At 70.4% G+C, this 16,147-nt stretch carries 16 protein-coding genes; 14 read left to right on the forward strand and 2 right to left on the reverse strand.

Annotation, left to right across the window (positions count from 1 at the left end):
* The first annotated feature begins 80 nt into the window (after positions 1–80).
* From ACS5PV_RS12485 to deoA, 3 genes are read left to right on the forward strand one after another with little or no spacing between them, the layout of a single operon-like run.
* The gene (locus ACS5PV_RS12485) at positions 81–479 is read left to right on the forward strand and encodes a cytidine deaminase (protein ID WP_455395646.1); all 399 of its coding nucleotides are present in this window, start codon (positions 81–83) and stop codon (positions 477–479) included.
* Positions 476–1,300, forward strand: a complete 825-nt coding sequence (locus tag ACS5PV_RS12490; RefSeq protein ID WP_455395647.1) for a purine-nucleoside phosphorylase — start codon at positions 476–478, stop codon at positions 1,298–1,300. Before ACS5PV_RS12485 ends, ACS5PV_RS12490 begins: the two co-directional genes overlap by 4 nt.
* 22 nt (positions 1,301–1,322) lie before the next feature.
* Positions 1,323–2,636 (forward strand): thymidine phosphorylase, encoded by a 1,314-nt coding sequence (gene deoA / locus ACS5PV_RS12495; protein WP_455395648.1) that lies wholly within the window; start codon positions 1,323–1,325, stop codon positions 2,634–2,636.
* Between the two features lie 279 nt (positions 2,637–2,915).
* Here the strand turns inward: deoA and ACS5PV_RS12500 are convergent, their stop codons facing one another.
* Positions 2,916–3,128 (reverse strand): hypothetical protein, encoded by a 213-nt coding sequence (locus tag ACS5PV_RS12500; RefSeq protein WP_455395649.1) that lies wholly within the window; start codon positions 3,126–3,128, stop codon positions 2,916–2,918.
* A 342-nt stretch (positions 3,129–3,470) separates the two neighbouring features.
* Here ACS5PV_RS12500 and ACS5PV_RS12505 point away from each other — a divergent pair, with 342 nt between their 5' ends.
* From ACS5PV_RS12505 to ACS5PV_RS12515, 3 genes are all read left to right on the forward strand, one after another.
* On the forward strand, positions 3,471–4,904 hold the full coding sequence (locus tag ACS5PV_RS12505; protein ID WP_455395650.1) for a homospermidine synthase: 1,434 nt from the start codon (positions 3,471–3,473) through the stop codon (positions 4,902–4,904).
* A gap of 113 nt (positions 4,905–5,017) precedes the next feature.
* On the forward strand, positions 5,018–5,584 hold the full coding sequence (locus ACS5PV_RS12510) for a Uma2 family endonuclease (RefSeq protein WP_455395651.1): 567 nt from the start codon (positions 5,018–5,020) through the stop codon (positions 5,582–5,584).
* Positions 5,585–5,598: 14 nt separating this feature from the next.
* Positions 5,599–5,946 carry a hypothetical protein gene (locus ACS5PV_RS12515; RefSeq protein WP_455395652.1) on the forward strand — a complete coding sequence of 116 codons (348 nt, stop codon included), beginning with the start codon at positions 5,599–5,601 and terminating at the stop codon, positions 5,944–5,946.
* Positions 5,947–5,970: 24 nt separating this feature from the next.
* Here the strand turns inward: ACS5PV_RS12515 and gltX are convergent, their stop codons facing one another.
* Complete coding sequence (gltX, locus tag ACS5PV_RS12520) at positions 5,971–7,317, reverse strand: glutamate--tRNA ligase (RefSeq protein WP_455395653.1); 1,347 nt, start codon at positions 7,315–7,317, stop codon at positions 5,971–5,973.
* A 122-nt stretch (positions 7,318–7,439) separates the two neighbouring features.
* Between gltX and ACS5PV_RS12525 the strand changes: the two genes are divergently transcribed.
* From ACS5PV_RS12525 to ACS5PV_RS12560, 8 genes are all read left to right on the forward strand, one after another.
* Positions 7,440–8,426: a mitochondrial fission ELM1 family protein gene (locus ACS5PV_RS12525; RefSeq protein ID WP_455395654.1), complete on the forward strand. Its 987-nt coding sequence runs from the start codon at positions 7,440–7,442 to the stop codon at positions 8,424–8,426.
* 31 nt (positions 8,427–8,457) lie between these two features.
* Complete coding sequence (gene trxB / locus ACS5PV_RS12530) at positions 8,458–9,450, forward strand: thioredoxin-disulfide reductase (protein WP_455395655.1); 993 nt, start codon at positions 8,458–8,460, stop codon at positions 9,448–9,450.
* A 109-nt stretch (positions 9,451–9,559) separates the two neighbouring features.
* Positions 9,560–10,450, forward strand: coding sequence for a LysR family transcriptional regulator (locus tag ACS5PV_RS12535; protein WP_048449273.1), 891 nt, complete (start codon positions 9,560–9,562; stop codon positions 10,448–10,450).
* A 150-nt stretch (positions 10,451–10,600) separates the two neighbouring features.
* Positions 10,601–11,080 carry a nucleoside deaminase gene (locus ACS5PV_RS12540; RefSeq protein WP_455395656.1) on the forward strand — a complete coding sequence of 160 codons (480 nt, stop codon included), beginning with the start codon at positions 10,601–10,603 and terminating at the stop codon, positions 11,078–11,080.
* Positions 11,081–11,411: 331 nt separating this feature from the next.
* The gene (locus ACS5PV_RS12545) at positions 11,412–11,681 is read left to right on the forward strand and encodes a hypothetical protein (RefSeq protein WP_455395657.1); all 270 of its coding nucleotides are present in this window, start codon (positions 11,412–11,414) and stop codon (positions 11,679–11,681) included.
* Positions 11,682–11,844: 163 nt separating this feature from the next.
* The gene (acs, locus tag ACS5PV_RS12550; protein ID WP_455395658.1) at positions 11,845–13,794 is read left to right on the forward strand and encodes an acetate--CoA ligase; all 1,950 of its coding nucleotides are present in this window, start codon (positions 11,845–11,847) and stop codon (positions 13,792–13,794) included.
* A gap of 286 nt (positions 13,795–14,080) precedes the next feature.
* On the forward strand, positions 14,081–14,386 hold the full coding sequence (locus ACS5PV_RS12555) for a DUF485 domain-containing protein (RefSeq protein ID WP_455395659.1): 306 nt from the start codon (positions 14,081–14,083) through the stop codon (positions 14,384–14,386).
* Positions 14,383–16,074, forward strand: a complete 1,692-nt coding sequence (locus tag ACS5PV_RS12560; RefSeq protein ID WP_455395660.1) for a cation acetate symporter — start codon at positions 14,383–14,385, stop codon at positions 16,072–16,074. Before ACS5PV_RS12555 ends, ACS5PV_RS12560 begins: the two co-directional genes overlap by 4 nt.
* Positions 16,075–16,147: the final 73 nt, after the last annotated feature.

The raw sequence follows: 16,147 nt of genomic DNA on the forward strand, positions 1-16,147 counted from the left end.
GCCGGCTTGTCGACGGGCTCGACGGCGGGCCTCCGGCCGGCCATGATCCGGGGGCTTCCGCAACGGCCACCGGGACGAGGATGGATCCGACCGAGACGCTGCTCTCCGCTGCCCGCGCGGTCCAGGCGCGGGCCCACGCGCCCTATTCTCGCTTCCGCGTCGGCGCGGCGATTCTCGACGAGGCGGGGGCGGTGCATGCCGGCTGCAACGTCGAGAACGCCGCCTATCCGGTCGGCACCTGCGCCGAGGCCGGCGCCATCGCCGCGATGGTGGCGAATGGCGGACGGCGCATCGCCGCGATCCTGGTGCTCGGCGACGGCGAGGCGCTGGTCACCCCCTGCGGCGCCTGCCGCCAGCGCATCCGCGAATTCGCTGCACCCGACACCCCGATCCACGTCGCCGGGCCGCAAGGACTGCGACAGACCTTCACCCTGGACGACTTGCTGCCCGCCTCGTTCGGGCCGGACAACCTCACGTGAGCGGCCCGCCCGACGATCCGCGCGTCGCCGAGGCCGCCGCGTTCCTGCGGGCGCGCGGCTTCGATGGAGCGTTCGCGCTCGCCCTCGTCACCGGCACCGGGCTCGGGCCGCTCGCCGACAAGGTCGAGGATTCGGTCGCGATCCCCTACGGCGAGATCCCGCATTTTCCGGCCTCGGGCGTCTCGGGCCATGCCGGGCGGCTGGTGGCGGGGCGCCTCGGCGGACGGCGGGTGCTGCTGTTCCAGGGCCGCGCCCACCCCTACGAGCACGGCGACGCCGCCGCGATGCGCGTGCCGGTCGGCGTGGTGGCGGGCTTGAGCGCCCCGCCGCTCCTCCTCACCAACGCCGCCGGCTCGCTCCTGCCCGAGGCCGGCCCCGGCCGCCTCGCGCTCGTCACCGATCACGTCAACCTGTCGGGGATGAACCCGCTCTACGGCGAGCCCTCCGACGCCCGCTTCGTGCCGATGGTCGACGCCTACGACTCCGGCTTGCAGGCGGCGCTGAAGGCTGCGGCGGCGGCGAGCGGCGTGCCCCTGCACGAGGGGGTCTACGCCTGGTTCTCGGGGCCGAGCTTCGAGACCCCGGCGGAAATCCGCATGGCGAAGGCGCTCGGCGCCGACCTCGTCGGCATGTCGACGGTGCCGGAGGTGATCCTCGCCCGCTTCTTCGGCCTTCGGGTCGCGGCACTCTCGCTCGTGACGAACTACGCCGCGGGCTTTTCCTCCGGCGCGCCCCATCACGCCGAGACCAAGCGGGTGGCGGCGCAGGCCGCGGAGGATGTCGGGCGGCTCGTGACCGCGCTGCTCTCAGCCGACCTCTGATCTCTCTTCCCGGAACGCACCCATGACGCTGCTGCCGCAGGAACTGATCCGCCTCAAGCGCGACGGCCACGCGCTGCCGCCGGAGGCGATCGAGGCCTTCATCCTCGGCCTGACCAGAAACACGGTCACCGAGGGGCAGGCGGCGGCCTTCGCGATGGCGGTGTTCTTCCGCGGCCTGTCGCTGCCGGAGCGGGTGGCGCTGACCCGGGCGATGATGCGCTCGGGCACGGTGCTCGACTGGGACCTCCCCGGCCCGGTCGTCGACAAGCATTCGACCGGCGGCGTCGGCGACACGGTGAGCCTGCCGCTGGCCCCGCTGGTCGCGGCCTGCGGCGGCTACGTGCCGATGATCTCGGGCCGCGGCCTCGGGCATACCGGCGGCACCCTCGACAAGTTCGACAGCATCCCGGGCTACGTCTCCCAGCCCGGTGTCGATCTCTTCCGGTGCGTCACCCGCGAGGTCGGCTGCGCGGTGATCGGCCAGACCCCTGACCTCGCCCCCGCCGACAAGCGGCTCTACGCCATCCGCGACGTCACCGGCACGGTCGAATCCCTCGACCTCATCACCGCCTCGATCCTGTCGAAGAAGCTCGCCGCCGGGCTCCAGGGCCTCGTCATGGACGTGAAGGCGGGCTCGGGTGCCTTCATGGCGAGCACCGAGGAGGCCCACGGCCTCGCCGAGAGCCTGGTCACGGTGGCGAACGACGCCGGCCTGCCGACCCGCGCCCTCCTCACCGACATGGACCAGCCGCTCGCCTCGGCCGCCGGCAACGCCGTCGAGGTGACGTATGCCATCGACTACCTCACCGGCCGCCGGCGCGAGCCGCGCTTCCACGCCGTCACCCTGGCGCTCGGCGCCGAGATGCTGGTTCTGGGAGGCTTGAGCCCGGACACGGAAGCGGCCACGGCGCGCCTGGAGGAGGCGCTGGCCTCGGGCCGGGCCGCCGAGACATTCTCGCGCATGGTGGCGGCGCTCGGCGGACCGTCCGACCTCGTCGCGCATCCAGAGCGCCACCTGCCGGCCGCGCCGGTGATCCGCCCGGTCGTCCCGCCCCAGGGAGGCCGGGTCGCCGCCATCGCCACCCGGGCGGTCGGCGTCGCGGTGATCGGGCTCGGCGGCGGCCGCACGCGCCCGGACGACACGATCGACCACGCCGTCGGCCTCACCGACCTCGCGCCGGTCGGGGCCGAGGTCGGGCCGGACAGGCCCTTGGCGTTGGTGCATGCCCGCAACGAGGCGGAGGCCGCGCGGGCGCAAGCCGAGATCGTCGCGGCCTACCGGGTCGGGTCGGACGCGGCGGCGGGGCGGGAGGTGATCCTGGGACGGGTCGCGTAATATTCGTCGCTCGCAGACCGGCAACGCGAGCGACGATCCTTTCCCCCGACCACCCCCCCCTCGTCCCGAGGTGCGAACGGAGTGAGCCTCGAAGGAGGGCTCCAGCCGTCGCTGAGACCCCCTAGGGCCTCCGAGGCTGCTGCGCAGCACCTCAGGATGAGGGCGCGGGTGGAATGATCCCCCAAACACCAAGAAGGCGCCGGAAGGGGCGTTTGCCTCGCCCCTGGCGCCTGCTTGGAATGAACGAGTGCGTCGCCCCGGATGACCGGGGCGGAGCGATCAGCAGAAGTACTGGCCGATCTGGCGCTCGAGATCGTCGGTGATGCGGCCGCCGCGGGTCTCGACGAACTCGCCGATGTGCTGCTCCTGGCGGCGCTGGTTGGCGGCGTGGACCGCGCGGACGATGCGGCTGACGAGGGTGAGGATGCCGGGCTCCAAGTCGGAGCGCTCCTCGACCGGGGTGAGCAGGGAGTGAGTGATGACCGCGAGCATGGGGATCTCCTGTGAGATTGCGCGCGGGCGTTTCCGGTGTTCTTGTTGCAATGCAATATGGAGGCTGCCGCGCCGCACACAAGCGTCGCGGGTGCAGCGGCGCCATGCGAATCCGTCATGCCGCGTTTCGTGCTGCGGTTAACCGGGTGGTCACGCTTCGGTGTTTGGGGCCAACGGGTTGACCGGGGTTGACCCCGCGGGCCCGACGCGTCAATCACCCGGTCGCGTGCCCCGTCGCCCGCGCGTCATGCTGGCCTGCTAGGCGAGCCGACCGGCCCGGGGAACTTCTCCCCGTCAGGCGGGGCACCCTAGCCAACCACAAGTCCGGAGACCTCGAGCGCCATGACCGACTGGCCCGTCCACGGCCGCATCAGCGGCCCCATCGTGATGATCGGCTTCGGCTCGATCGGCCGGGGCACCCTGCCCCTGATCGAGCGCCATTTCACCTACGACAAGGCCCGGTTCACGGTGGTGGAGCCGTCGGACGCTCACAAGGCGCTCGCAGACAAGCACGGCCTGCGCTTCGAGCAGGTCGCGCTGACGAAGGACAATTATCGCGAGGTGCTGACCCCGCTCCTCACCGAAGGGGGCGGCCAGGGCTTCTGCGTCAACCTCTCGGTCGATACCTCGTCGCGGGACATCATGGAGCTGTGCCGCGAGATCGGCGCGCTCTACATCGACACCGTCGCCGAGCCGTGGCCGGGCTTCTACTTCGACAAGAATGCAGGTCCCGCCGACCGCACGAACTACGCCTTGCGCGAGCAGATCCTCGACGCCCGCCGCCGCAAGCCCGGCGGTCCGACCGCGGTGTCGTGCTGCGGCGCCAATCCCGGCATGGTGTCGTGGTTCGTCAAGCAGGCGCTCCTCAACGTCGCGGGCGACCTCGGCCTCCAGACGCCCGAGCCGAAGACCCGCGAGGAGTGGGCCGCGCTGATGCGCGAGACCGGCGTCAAGGGCATCCACATCGCCGAGCGCGACACCCAGCGCGCCAAGTCCGAGAAGCCGCAGGGCGTCTTCGTCAACACCTGGTCGGTCGAGGGCTTCGTCTCGGAAGGAAACCAGCCGGCCGAGCTCGGCTGGGGCACCCACGAGACCTGGATGCCGGAGAACGGCCGCACCCTCCCGAACGACGCGCCGGCGATCTACCTGCTCCAGCCCGGCGCCGACACCCGCGTGCGCTCCTGGACCCCGACCGCGCAGGCGCAGTTCGGCTTCCTCGTCACGCACAACGAGGCGATCTCGATCGCCGACTACTACACGGTGCGCCAGGAGGGTAAGGCGGTCTACCGGCCGACCTGCCACTACGCCTACCACCCCTGCAACGAGGCGGTGCTGTCGCTGCACGAGATGTGGGGCCAGGCCGGCAAGGTGCAGGAGAAGCACCACATCCTCGACGAGAACGAGATCGTCGACGGCATCGACGAGCTCGGCGTGCTGCTCTACGGCCACGGCAAGAACGCCTACTGGTACGGCTCGCAGCTCTCCATCGAGGAGACGCGCCGCATCGCCCCCTACCAGAACGCCACCGGCCTCCAGGTGACCTCCGCCGTGCTCGCCGGCATGGTCTGGGCGATCGAGAACCCCGAGGCCGGCATCGTCGAGGCCGACGAGATCGACTTCCGTCGCTGCCTCGAGGTGCAGACGCCGTATCTCGGCCCGGTGATCGGGGTCTACACCGACTGGACCCCGCTCTCGGGCCGCCCCGGCCTGTTCCCGCAGGACATCGACGAGAGCGATCCCTGGCAGTTCCGCAACGTGCTGGTGCACGGGGCGTAAAACGCTTCCGACGCGGCATCGCGCCCCTCGCCCGGGTGCGGTGCCGCAGCGCGGCAAGGCTGTCGCCCGTCCCCGCCCGGTGCTACGATCGGGGTCGGTGACAGGGAGCCGTCATGTCGCTCGCGCTCAGGCGCGCCCCGCGGATGCGGGTCGCCGAATTCCTCGAGATGATCCGCGACCGTCCGGACGAGGAGCGCTGGGAGCTTCTCGACGGCGAGGCGGTGCTGGCCGCACCCCGGTTCGAGCGCCACCAGCTCATCGTGACGAACCTCGCCATGGCGCTGTACCCGCTCGCGAAGGCGTGCGGCGGACGATCGCTGCCCGGGTTCGGGCTCCTCAACGATGAGATCGACGATGTCGCGCCGATCGCCGACGTGGTCGTGCGCTGCGGCCCGCTTCTCCCCGGCGGTCATGCCCACGACCCGATCGTCATCGCCGAGGTACTGTCCTCCCCAACCCTGGCCATAGACCGCGGTCGCAAGGCCGAGTTCTACCGGAGCTTCCAGACCCTGCGCGCCTACCTGATCGTCGATCAGGACGAGGCCCGGGTGGAAGTCTGGTCGCGTGGGAACGGACCGGACTGGTCCCTGCGCGTCCTCGGTCGCGACGACGCGATTCCGCTCCCCGATCTCGGCGGCGAGGTCCCGGTCGCCGCCCTCTATCACGGCATCCCCCTCTGATTCCCGAGCCGCCCTTGCCCCATTTCGACGAATTCTACGCCAACAAGCTGCGCGGCACCCTCGGGGTGACCGACGCCGAATCGGTGCTCGACCTGCGCGGCGCGGCCCGGCCGCAGGCCGAGGCCTCGCTCGCCGACATGCTGGAGCGCAGCCGCTTCGCCAAGGGCAAGACCGTGGCAGTGCGCCTCGACGGGCCGACGCCCGGCGGCGGCGAGACCCTGTTTCAGCCGGTCGGCCGCCAGCTCCTCGACGCCAAGCGACGGGGCTGGGTCGAGCGGCTCCAGACCCTGCCGTCGCAGGACGGCCTCGGCTTCTACGTCGCGCTGGCCGGACGCCCCGACAAGACGCCCGAGGCGCGCTGAGAGGATACGACCGGGGAGCCGGCGTCAGGCCGTCTCCCCCCGCAGCCGCGCCAGCGCCCGCTCCCGCCCGATCAGCGGCAGCAGGCCGGCGAGGTCGGGGCCGTGGTCGAGGCCGGTGAGCGCGAGGCGCAAGGGCAGGAACAGCGCCTTGCCCTTGAGGCCGGTGGCGGTGCGCACCGCCTCGGTCACCCGCTTCCAGGTGCCGGCATCCCACGGCTCGGGCGGCAGCGCCTCGCGGGCGACGCCGAGAAGGTCGGGCGTCTCGCCGGCCACCGGCGTCACCGGGCCCTCGATCACCCGCCACCACTCGGCGGCATCCTTCACCCGGGTCAGATTCGCCCGCACCACCTCCCAGAACGCCTCGGCCTTCCCCGGCGCGACGCCGATCGCCGCCAGCCGCCCGGCCACCGCCGCGTAGGGCAGGCCGTGGACGACGCGGGCGTTGAGGCCGTCGAGCTCGTGCTCGTCGAACTTCGCCGGCGCCCGCGAGACGTGGGCGAGGTCGACGAGCGCGGCCAGCTCGTCGAGATCGGCCACCGGCCGCACCGCCTCGGCCGAGCCGGTGAGCACCGCCAGCGCCGCGACGGCCATCGGCTCGTAGCCGGCCTCGCGCAGGCCCCGCAGGGAAAGGTGGCCGAGGCGCTTCGACAGCCCCTCGCCGCTCGCCGTGGTGAGGAGGTTGTGGTGGGCGAAGACCGGCACCGGCGCGCCGAGCGCCGAGAAGATCTGGATCTGGACCGCCGTATTCGTGACGTGGTCCTCGCCGCGGATCACGTGGGTCACGCCGGTCTCGGCGTCGTCGACCACCGAGGGCAGGGTGTAGAGGTAGCTGCCGTCCTCGCGGATCAGCACCGGGTCGGACAGGCTGTCGGCCTCGACGTGGCAGGGCCCGCGCACAAGGTCGTCCCAGGTCACGGTGCCGGGGTCGAGGCGGAAGCGCCAGTGCGGCCGGCGCCCCTCGGCCTCGAAGGCGGCCTTTTCCTCGGGCGTGAGCTTCAGGGCGGCGCGGTCGTAGACCGGCGGCAGGCCGCGGCCGAGCTGGCGCCGGCGGCGGCGCTCCAGTTCCTCGGCGGTCTCGTAGGCCGGGTAGAGGCGACCCGTGCTTTTCAGGCGCTCGGCGGCCGCGTCGTAGATCGCCAGGCGCTCCGACTGGCGAAACGTCCCGTGCGGGACGATGCCGAGCCAGGCCAGGTCCTCCCCGATCGCCGCGGCGAATTCGGGCGTCGAGCGCGCCGTGTCGGTGTCGTCGAGGCGCAGCCAGAACTGCCCACCCGCCCGCCGGGCGAACAGGGCGTTGAACAGGGCCGGCCGGGCATTGCCGATGTGGAGGAAGCCGGTGGGCGAGGGAGCGAAGCGAACGACGGGAATCATGGCGGCTCTCGTAGAGCATCGGCGGAGCGGGGCGCAATCGCGCGGCGGCAGATACAATCGAAGGACCTTGCGAAGGACCTTGCGCTTGACAGACCTTGCCCCGTGATCGCAATCGCGGGTCCGTGGCCTCCCCCTCCCCCCTCCTGCCCGCCGGCACGACGGCGTGGCTCATCACCGACGGCAAGGCCGGCGACCTCGCGCCCTGCCGCGGCCTCGCCGAGGCCCTGGGGGTGGCGGCCGACGAGCGCGTGGTCGCACCGCGCCCGCCCTTCTCCTGGCTCGCACCCCGCGGCCCGGCCGACCCGCGGGAGCGGGCGCTCCATCCGCCATGGCCGGACCTCGCCATCGCGACCGGGCGCCGGGCGGTGCCGGCTCTCCGGGCGATCAAGCGTCGCTCAGGCCAGAAAACCTTCACGGTGTTCCTGCGCGATCCGCGCATCGGCCCGCGGGCGGCGGACCTGATCTGGGTGCCGGCCCACGATTCCTTACGCGGCGCCACCGTGATCGTGACCGAGACCGGCCCGCACCCGGTCTCCCCCGCCCGCCTCGCGGCGGCGCGACGCGATCCCGATCCGCGGCTCGCCGGCTTGGCCCCGCCGCGCGCCGCGGTGCTGGTCGGCGGCGACAGCCGGCACGGGCGCTTCCCGGAGGTCGATGCGCGCGCCCTCCTCGCGGGGCTGGAGCGGCTGGCCGGCGAGGCGAGCCTGATGGTCACCGCCTCCCGGCGCACGCCCGCACCCCTGCGGGACGCCCTGGCGGAACTGGTCCGGCGCCGCGGCGGCTTCTTCTGGGACGGCAGCGGGGAGAACCCCTACCTCGCCATGCTGGCGCTCGCCGACACGATCGTGGCGACGGCCGATTCGGCCAACATGGTGACGGAGGCCTGCGCGGCCGGCGTTCCGGTGCTGCTGTTCGAGCCGCAGAACGTCTACGCCCGCCACCGCGCGCTGTTCGAGGCCCTGAAACGGCACGGAACTGTGCATGCCTTCGACGGACGGGTTGAGTCGTTGCCGTCCAAGCCCTTAGACATGACACTCGCGATCGCGCAGGCTGTGGCGAATGCCTATATCGGGCATCGCGACGCGCTCGCCCGCCGTCAGGCTCGCTAGAGCCCGTCCGGCGGCAGCCCCGGAGATCCGTATGTCCACCACCAAGCAGGCTCCCCAGCACGAGAAGCTCGTGATCGTCGGTTCCGGCCCCGCCGGGTACACCGCCGCGATCTACGCCGCCCGCGCCATGGTCGAGCCGCTGCTGATCTCGGGCTTCCAGCCCGGCGGCCAGCTGATGATCACCACCGACGTCGAGAACTACCCGGGCTTCGCCGACGCGATCCAGGGCCCGTGGCTGATGGAGCAGATGCGCCTGCAGGCCGAGCATGTCGGCACGCGGATCGTCTCGGAATACATCGCCAAGGTCGATCTCGCGCAGCGGCCGTTCCGGCTCGAAGCGGATTCGGGCGCGGTGTTCACCTGCGACGCGCTCATCATCGCCACCGGCGCGCAAGCCAAGTGGCTCGGCCTGCCCTCCGAGGCGAAGTTCCAGGGCTTCGGCGTCTCGGCCTGCGCCACCTGCGACGGGTTCTTCTTCCGGGGCAAGGAAGTGGTGGTCGTCGGCGGCGGCAACACCGCGGTCGAGGAGGCGCTGTATCTGGCCAACCTCGCCTCCAAGGTCACGGTCGTGCACCGGCGCGACACGTTCCGGGCCGAGCGCATCCTCCAGGAGCGCCTGTTCAAGCACCCGAACGTCGAGGTGGTGTGGAACAGCGCCGTCGAGGAGATCTGCGGCCGCGACAAGCCGGCGCCCTCGGTCACCCATGTCCGCCTGCGCGACACGGTCACGGCTAAGATCAGCGAGCGCAAGGCCGACGGCGTGTTCGTGGCGATCGGCCACCAGCCGGCGACCGGCGTGTTCGAGGGGCAGCTGCCCTTCCGGGCCGGCGGCTACCTGGAGGTGACGCCCGGCACCGCCATGACGGCGATTCCCGGCGTGTTCGCGGCGGGCGACGTCACGGACGACGTCTACCGGCAGGCGATCACCGCCGCCGGGATGGGCTGCATGGCCGCCCTCGAGGCGGAGAAGTACCTGGCCAACCTGGCGATCGGCGAACAGCCGCGCCAGGCCGCGGCCGAGTAGGCGAGTTGTACCGGGGCCGGGGATGAGCCCCGGCCCCGGCCTTTGGCGTTCGCTCTGAACTCACCGGTCCTCCTGGCCGGCCGGGGCTCTGGCGAGGGGTTTGACGGCCGTGGACTGGGACAAGATCCGGATTTTCCTCAACGTCGCCGAAGCCGGCAGCTTCACCAAGGCGGGCGACGACATCGGGCTCAGCCAGTCCGCCGTCAGCCGCCAGATCAGCGCCCTGGAGCGCGAGCTGAAGGCGCCGCTGTTCCACCGCCACGCCCGCGGGCTGATCCTGACCGAGCAGGGCGACCTCTTGTTCCGGGCCGCCCGGGACATGAAGATGCGGCTCGAGACCACCCGGGCGCGCCTCGTCGAGACGAGCGAGCGCCCGTCCGGCGACCTCAAGGTGACGACGACGGTGGGGCTGGGCACTGCCTGGCTGTCGCAGCGGGTGGCCGAGTTCCTCGACCTGCACCCGGACGTGCGCGTCGAGCTGATCCTCACCAACGAGGAACTCGACCTCGCGATGCGCGAGGCCGACGTGGCGATTCGCCTGCGCCGCCCGGCCCAGCCGGACCTGATCCAGCGCCGGCTGTTCACCGTGCACTACCACGTCTTCGCCTCGCTCGAATACGTGAAGCGCTTCGGCGAGCCGAAGACCATCGACGACCTCGACAAGCACCGCCTGGTCTCGTTCGGCGGCGACCAACCCTCCTACCTGATGGCGACCCACTGGCTCGCCACCGTCGGCCGCGAGGGGCGCGAGCATCGCACGATCCACTTCACGGTCAACAACATCTCGGCGCTCCAGCTCGCGGTCGAGACCGGCGCCGGCATCGGCATCCTGCCGGACTACGTCGCGGACGGGAACGAGCAGCTGGTGCAGGTCCTGCGCGACTACGAGATGCCGAACCTCGAGAGCTACCTCGTCTACGCCGAGGAGATGCGGACGGTGGCCCGCGTCCAGGCGTTCCGGGACTTTCTGGTCGCGAAGGCGCAGCGCTGGACGTATTGAGGGGACACCTCCTCTCCTATCCACGACATCGTAATGAGGTCGTGGACGGGAGAGGAAGCGGGTTGCGAGGCCGCGGCTCCCCGCTTGCCTTTCCGCCCGACGGCGCCATGCTCCTCGGGCAGCCGCAAGGTCAAGCGACGAGGAGCCACGATGACCGACGACGAGACCTTCATGGCGCGCGCGATCGCGCTGTCGGAGCAGACTGCCCTCGTCGAGAGCGCCGGCGGCGTGTTCGGCGCGGTGATCGTGCGCGACGGTGCGATCATCGGCGAGGGTGCCAACCGGGTCGTCGCCGAGAACGACCCGACCTGGCACGCCGAGATGGCGGCGATCCGCGATGCCTGCAAGAAGGAGGGCAACTTCAAGCTGCCAGGCAGCACCCTCTATACCTCGGCCGAGCCGTGCCCGATGTGCATGGCCGCCGCCTACTGGGCCGGCATCTCTCGGATCTTCTACGCTTCGACCAACGAGGATGCGCTCCGCCACGGCAACTTCGACGACAGCATGATCTACGAGGAGATCCGCAAGCCGGCCGACCAGCGCAAGATCCCGATCCGCCAGATCATGCGCGCCGAGGCGATCGAGGTGTGGGAGCGCTACGAGGCCAAGGCCGACCGCGTGCCGTACTGACGAACGGTCGGATCGGTCGGCGCGGCAAGTCGATCCTGCGCTCACGTCGACCTCCCGCCCCGTCATCCCGGGGCTCGTCGAAGACGAAAACCCGGGATCCATCATCGCTGACGCTGGAGGATGAAGGGGGCTCACCCCGCCTCATCCTGGATCGTCGGCGGTGATAGATCCGGGGTTCCGCTGCGCGGTCCCGGGATGACGATGGAGGGACGCCGGCACTGTCGGACCATCAAGCAGATCCGGAAACCTGAGCCTTCGCCGCACGTTGTCGCGAGAGACGGACCGAGGCATCGATCAGGTCGGCAAGCCCACACCCTGGAAGGAGGTCCCCATGCGTCGCACGCCCTGTCTCGCCATCCTCCTGGCGGCGGCCCTCGCCCCGGCCCCGCTCCTCGCGCAGCAGGGTGAGCCGCCGGTGCGGGATCCCGGGATCACCGGCTCGCTCGGTCCCGCCACCCGCGACACCACCGGCGTCGGCCAGACGAAGCCGCCGGGCGCGGCGCTCGGCCCCGATGCCGGCCTGACACCGGAACTCCAGCAGCGCGACCGCGAGATCCAGCGCAAGATCGATACCGGGATCTGCGACGGCTGCACCGAGTAGCCGACACGGCCGACCGGGCGCATTAATCCGGTCTGCATTAGACGGAATGATCGGTTGCAGGCGCCGCGAGCCGACGCCTAAACCGGCCGCAACCGGCCCGGCCGCTTCCGCCCCGCGAAAGCCCGAACGGGCCAGGAACAGAGACGGCAACAGGGAGAGCGCCATGAGCCAGCGGGTCGTCGAGGTCAGCCAGGATGCCCGCGCGCGGGCGCATATCGACGAGGCCAAGTATCAGGCCTGGTACGAGGCCTCGATCCGCGATCCGGAAGGATTCTGGCGCGAGCACGGCAAGCGGATCGACTGGTTCACGCCCTACGCCAAGGTGAAGGAGACGACGTTCGGCCCCGGCGACGTCTCGATCAAGTGGTTCTCCGACGGCGTCACCAACGCCGCCCATAACTGCATCGACCGCCACCTCGAGACCCGCGGCGACCAGACCGCGATCATCTGGGAGGGCGACGACCCCTCGGAATCGCGCTACATCACCTACCGCGAGTTGCATGCGGAGGTGTGCCGGATGGCCAACGTCCTGCGCAACCGCGGCGTCTCCAAGGGCGACCGGGTGACGATCTACCTGCCGATGATCCCGGAGGCGGCTTACGCGATGCTGGCCTGCGCCCGGCTCGGCGCGATCCACTCGGTGGTGTTCGGCGGCTTCTCGCCCGATTCGCTCGCCGGCCGCATCCAAGGCTGCGAGTCGAAGCTCGTCATCACCGCCGACGAAGGCCTGCGCGGCGGCCGCAAGGTGCCGCTGAAGGCGAACGTCGACGCGGCGATCCAGCGCCTGCCGGCCGACAGCGTCGACCACGTCATCGTGGTGCGCCGCACCGGCGGCGCCGTCGAGATGGATCCCGTCCGCGACGTCTACTACGACGCGGCCGCCGCCCAGGTCACCGACGAGTGCCCGGTGACGCATGTCGAGGCCGAGCACCCGCTGTTCCTGCTCTACACCTCGGGCTCGACCGGCCAGCCGAAGGGCGTGGTCCACACCACCGGCGGCTACCTCGTCTACGCCTCGATGACGCACCAGTACGTCTTCGACTATCACGAGGGCGACATCTACTGGTGCACCGCCGATGTCGGCTGGGTCACCGGCCACTCCTACATCCTGTACGGACCGCTGGCGAACGGCGCCACCACCCTGATGTTCGAGGGCATCCCGACCTACCCGTCGATCTCGCGGTTCTGGGACGTCGTCGACAAGCACAAGGTCAACATCTTCTACACCGCCCCGACCGCGATCCGCTCGCTGATGGGCGCCGGCGAGGCGCCGGTGAAGAAGACTTCGCGCCAGACCCTGCGGGTGCTCGGTTCGGTCGGCGAGCCGATCAACCCGGAGGCCTGGGAATGGTACTACCGGGTCGTCGGCGACGAGCGCTGCCCGATCGTCGACACCTGGTGGCAGACCGAGACCGGCGGCATCCTCATCACGCCCCTTCCCGGCGCCACGCCGCTCAAGCCCGGCTCGGCGACGCGGCCGTTCTTCGGCGTCAAGCCGGTGGTGGTCGATGGCGACAACGTCGTGCAGGAGGGCGCCTGCGAGGGCAATCTCTGCATCGACGATTCCTGGCCGGGCCAGATGCGCACCGTGTGGGGCGACCACGAGCGCTTCGTGCAGACCTACTTCTCGACCTTCCCGGGCCGCTACTTCTCGGGCGACGGCTGCCGGCGCGACGCCGACGGCTATTACTGGATCACCGGCCGGGTCGACGACGTCATCAACGTCTCGGGCCACCGGATGGGCACGGCGGAGGTCGAATCCTCGCTGGTGGCCCACCCGAAGGTCTCCGAGGCCGCGGTGGTGGGCTATCCCCACGACATCAAGGGCCAGGGCATCTACGCCTACGTGACGCTGATGAACGGCGAGGAGCCCTCGGACGCCCTGCGCAAGGAGCTGGTCGCCTGGGTGCGCAAGGATATCGGGCCGATCGCCTCGCCCGACCTGATCCAGTTCGCCCCCGGCCTGCCGAAGACCCGCTCGGGCAAGATCATGCGCCGCATCCTGCGCAAGATCGCCGAGGACGAGTTCTCCTCGCTCGGCGACACCTCGACGCTGGCCGAGCCCGCCGTCGTCGACGACCTGATCGAGAACCGGCAGAACCGGATCAAGTGAGTGTCGTGCCGGGGCCCACGAGCGGGCCCCGGCTTTTCATCCCGGCGTGCGTCTCAGACCTTCGTCGCATCGGGAGCATTTTCAGCCTCTTTGCGCTGGCATTCGCCGCAAAATCGGGTCATCCGATTGTGCGCGGCATGACCACGGTCGAATGCATGCCCCGCCTGGCAAGACCAGGCGCGAGACTGAACACACAGACGCACCGGCTCCATTGACCCGTGCCGCCCCCGGCGCGCGGGAAAACCGTGGCTGGTCACAGAACAGAAACATAGGGGGAGGCCCGCCGATGGCAGAGGCAGACACCGCACGGGTTCTGGCGAGCCCGCGTTTCCGTGAACTGGTGCAGGAGCGCACCCGCTTCGCCTGGATCCTGTCCGGGGCGATGCTGGCGATCTACCTCGTCTTCATCCTGCTCATCGCCTTCGCGCATGGTCTGATGGCGACGAAGGTCATCGGCACGATCTCGCTCGGCCTCGTGCTCGGCGTCGGGGTGATCCTCGCCGCCTTCCTGCTCACCGGGATCTACGTCGTGCGCGCCAACGGCCGCTTCGACGACCTCACCCGCGACCTCAACCGGGACCTCGCCCGATGAACCGCCTCGTCTTCAGCGCCCTCGCGCTCCTCGCCCCCACGGCGGTCCTGGCGGCCGGTCCCGACCTCGGCGCCGTGCAGCAGCAGGCGACGAACTGGCCGGCGATCGGCATGTTCCTGTTCTTCGTGCTGTTCACCCTCGGCATCACCTACAAGGCGGCCAAGGGCTCGAAGTCGGCCGCCGACTTCTACGCCGCCGGCGGCGGCATCTCGGCCGGCACCAACGCGCTGGCGATCGCCGGCGACTACATGTCGGCGGCCTCGTTCCTCGGCATCTCCGGCATGGTCTACAGCTTCGGCTTCGACGGGCTGATCTACTCGACCGGGTTCCTGGTCGGCTGGCCGATCGTGCTGTTCCTGATCGCCGAGCGCCTGCGCAACCTCGGCAAGTTCACCTTCGCCGACGTGGCGAGCTTCCGCCTCGACCAGACCCGGATCCGCATCCTGTCGGCGACCGGGACGCTCGTGGTGGTGGCGTTCTACCTGATCGCCCAGATGGTCGGCGCCGGCAAGCTGATCCAGCTCCTGTTCGGCCTGCCCTACCTCTACGCCGTCATCATCGTCGGCCTCTTGATGATCGTCTACGTCGCCTTCGGCGGCATGAAGGCGACGACCTGGGTGCAGGTGATCAAGGCCTGCCTGCTGCTCTTCGGCGCGACCTTCATGGCCGGCGCCGTGCTCTACAAGTACGGCTTCAGCCCCGAGAAGCTGTTTGCCGCCGCCACCAGCGTCCACCCCAACGGCGACGCGATCATGGGACCGAGCGGCAATCCGAAGAGCCCGGTGGCGAACCCGATCGACACCATCTCCCTCGGCATCGGCCTGATGTTCGGCACCGCCGGCCTGCCGCACATCCTGATGCGCTTCTTCACCGTCTCGGACGCGCAGGCCGCCCGCAAGTCGGTGTTCTACGCCACCGGCCTGATCGGCTACTTCTACATCCTCACCTTCATCATCGGCTTCGGCGGCATCGCCCTGCTGATGTCGGACCCGTCCTACTTCAAGCTCGCCGCCGACGGCACCTACGACAAGATCGCCGGCATGAACGGCTCGACCAACATGGTGGCGGTGAACCTCGCCAACGCGGTGGCCGGCCCGTACTTCCTCGGCTTCATCTCGGCGGTGGCCTTCGCGACCATCCTGGCGGTGGTGGCCGGTCTGACGCTCGCCGGCGCCTCGGCGGTCAGCCACGACCTCTACGCCCAGGTCTTCGCCCGCGGCCGCACCACCGAGCGGACCGAGGTCAACCTGTCCAAGGGCGCGGCGGTGGTGATCGGCCTCGTGGCAATCTATCTCGGCTACGTGTTCGAGAACCAGAACGTCGCCTTCATGGTCGGCCTCGCCTTCTCGGTCGCGGCGAGCTGCAACTTCCCGGTGCTCGCGATGTCGATCCTGTGGAAGGGCACCACCACGCTCGGCGCCCTCGTCGGCGGCCTCGTCGGCCTCGTCGTCGCGGTGGTGATGGTGGTGCTGTCGAAGGCGGTGTGGGTCACCACCTTCGGCCACCCTGCGGCGCTCTTCCCCTACGACAACCCGGCCCTGTTCTCGATGCCAATCGCGTTCCTCGGGATCTGGATCGTGTCGAAGATCGACAACAGCGCCCGGGCGCGACGCGAGCGGGCGGCCTTCGAGGCGCAGTACGTGCGCTCCGAGACCGGCATCGGGGCGGCGGGCGCGCACGCGCATTGAAAAGACTTGGTCGAGGGCAGCGATCTTTACGGGTTGCTGCCCTTGATCATTTTGCAATAAATTTATCCGATAT

The organism is Methylobacterium sp. Gmos1 (assembly GCF_053764715.1).

What these genes read in the sequence shown, in the direction of transcription:
- ACS5PV_RS12485 (WP_455395646.1), top strand. Translation starts at nt 81, where the DNA reads ATGGATCCGACCGAGACGCTGCTCTCCGCTGCCCGCGCGGTCCAGGCG.
- deoA (WP_455395648.1), top strand. Translation starts at nt 1,323, where the DNA reads ATGACGCTGCTGCCGCAGGAACTGATCCGCCTCAAGCGCGACGGCCAC.
- ACS5PV_RS12500 (WP_455395649.1), bottom strand. Translation starts at nt 3,128, where the DNA reads ATGCTCGCGGTCATCACTCACTCCCTGCTCACCCCGGTCGAGGAGCGC.
- ACS5PV_RS12505 (WP_455395650.1), top strand. Translation starts at nt 3,471, where the DNA reads ATGACCGACTGGCCCGTCCACGGCCGCATCAGCGGCCCCATCGTGATG.
- ACS5PV_RS12510 (WP_455395651.1), top strand. Translation starts at nt 5,018, where the DNA reads ATGTCGCTCGCGCTCAGGCGCGCCCCGCGGATGCGGGTCGCCGAATTC.
- gltX (WP_455395653.1), bottom strand. Translation starts at nt 7,317, where the DNA reads ATGATTCCCGTCGTTCGCTTCGCTCCCTCGCCCACCGGCTTCCTCCAC.
- trxB (WP_455395655.1), top strand. Translation starts at nt 8,458, where the DNA reads ATGTCCACCACCAAGCAGGCTCCCCAGCACGAGAAGCTCGTGATCGTC.
- ACS5PV_RS12540 (WP_455395656.1), top strand. Translation starts at nt 10,601, where the DNA reads ATGACCGACGACGAGACCTTCATGGCGCGCGCGATCGCGCTGTCGGAG.
- ACS5PV_RS12545 (WP_455395657.1), top strand. Translation starts at nt 11,412, where the DNA reads ATGCGTCGCACGCCCTGTCTCGCCATCCTCCTGGCGGCGGCCCTCGCC.
- acs (WP_455395658.1), top strand. Translation starts at nt 11,845, where the DNA reads ATGAGCCAGCGGGTCGTCGAGGTCAGCCAGGATGCCCGCGCGCGGGCG.
- ACS5PV_RS12555 (WP_455395659.1), top strand. Translation starts at nt 14,081, where the DNA reads ATGGCAGAGGCAGACACCGCACGGGTTCTGGCGAGCCCGCGTTTCCGT.
- ACS5PV_RS12560 (WP_455395660.1), top strand. Translation starts at nt 14,383, where the DNA reads ATGAACCGCCTCGTCTTCAGCGCCCTCGCGCTCCTCGCCCCCACGGCG.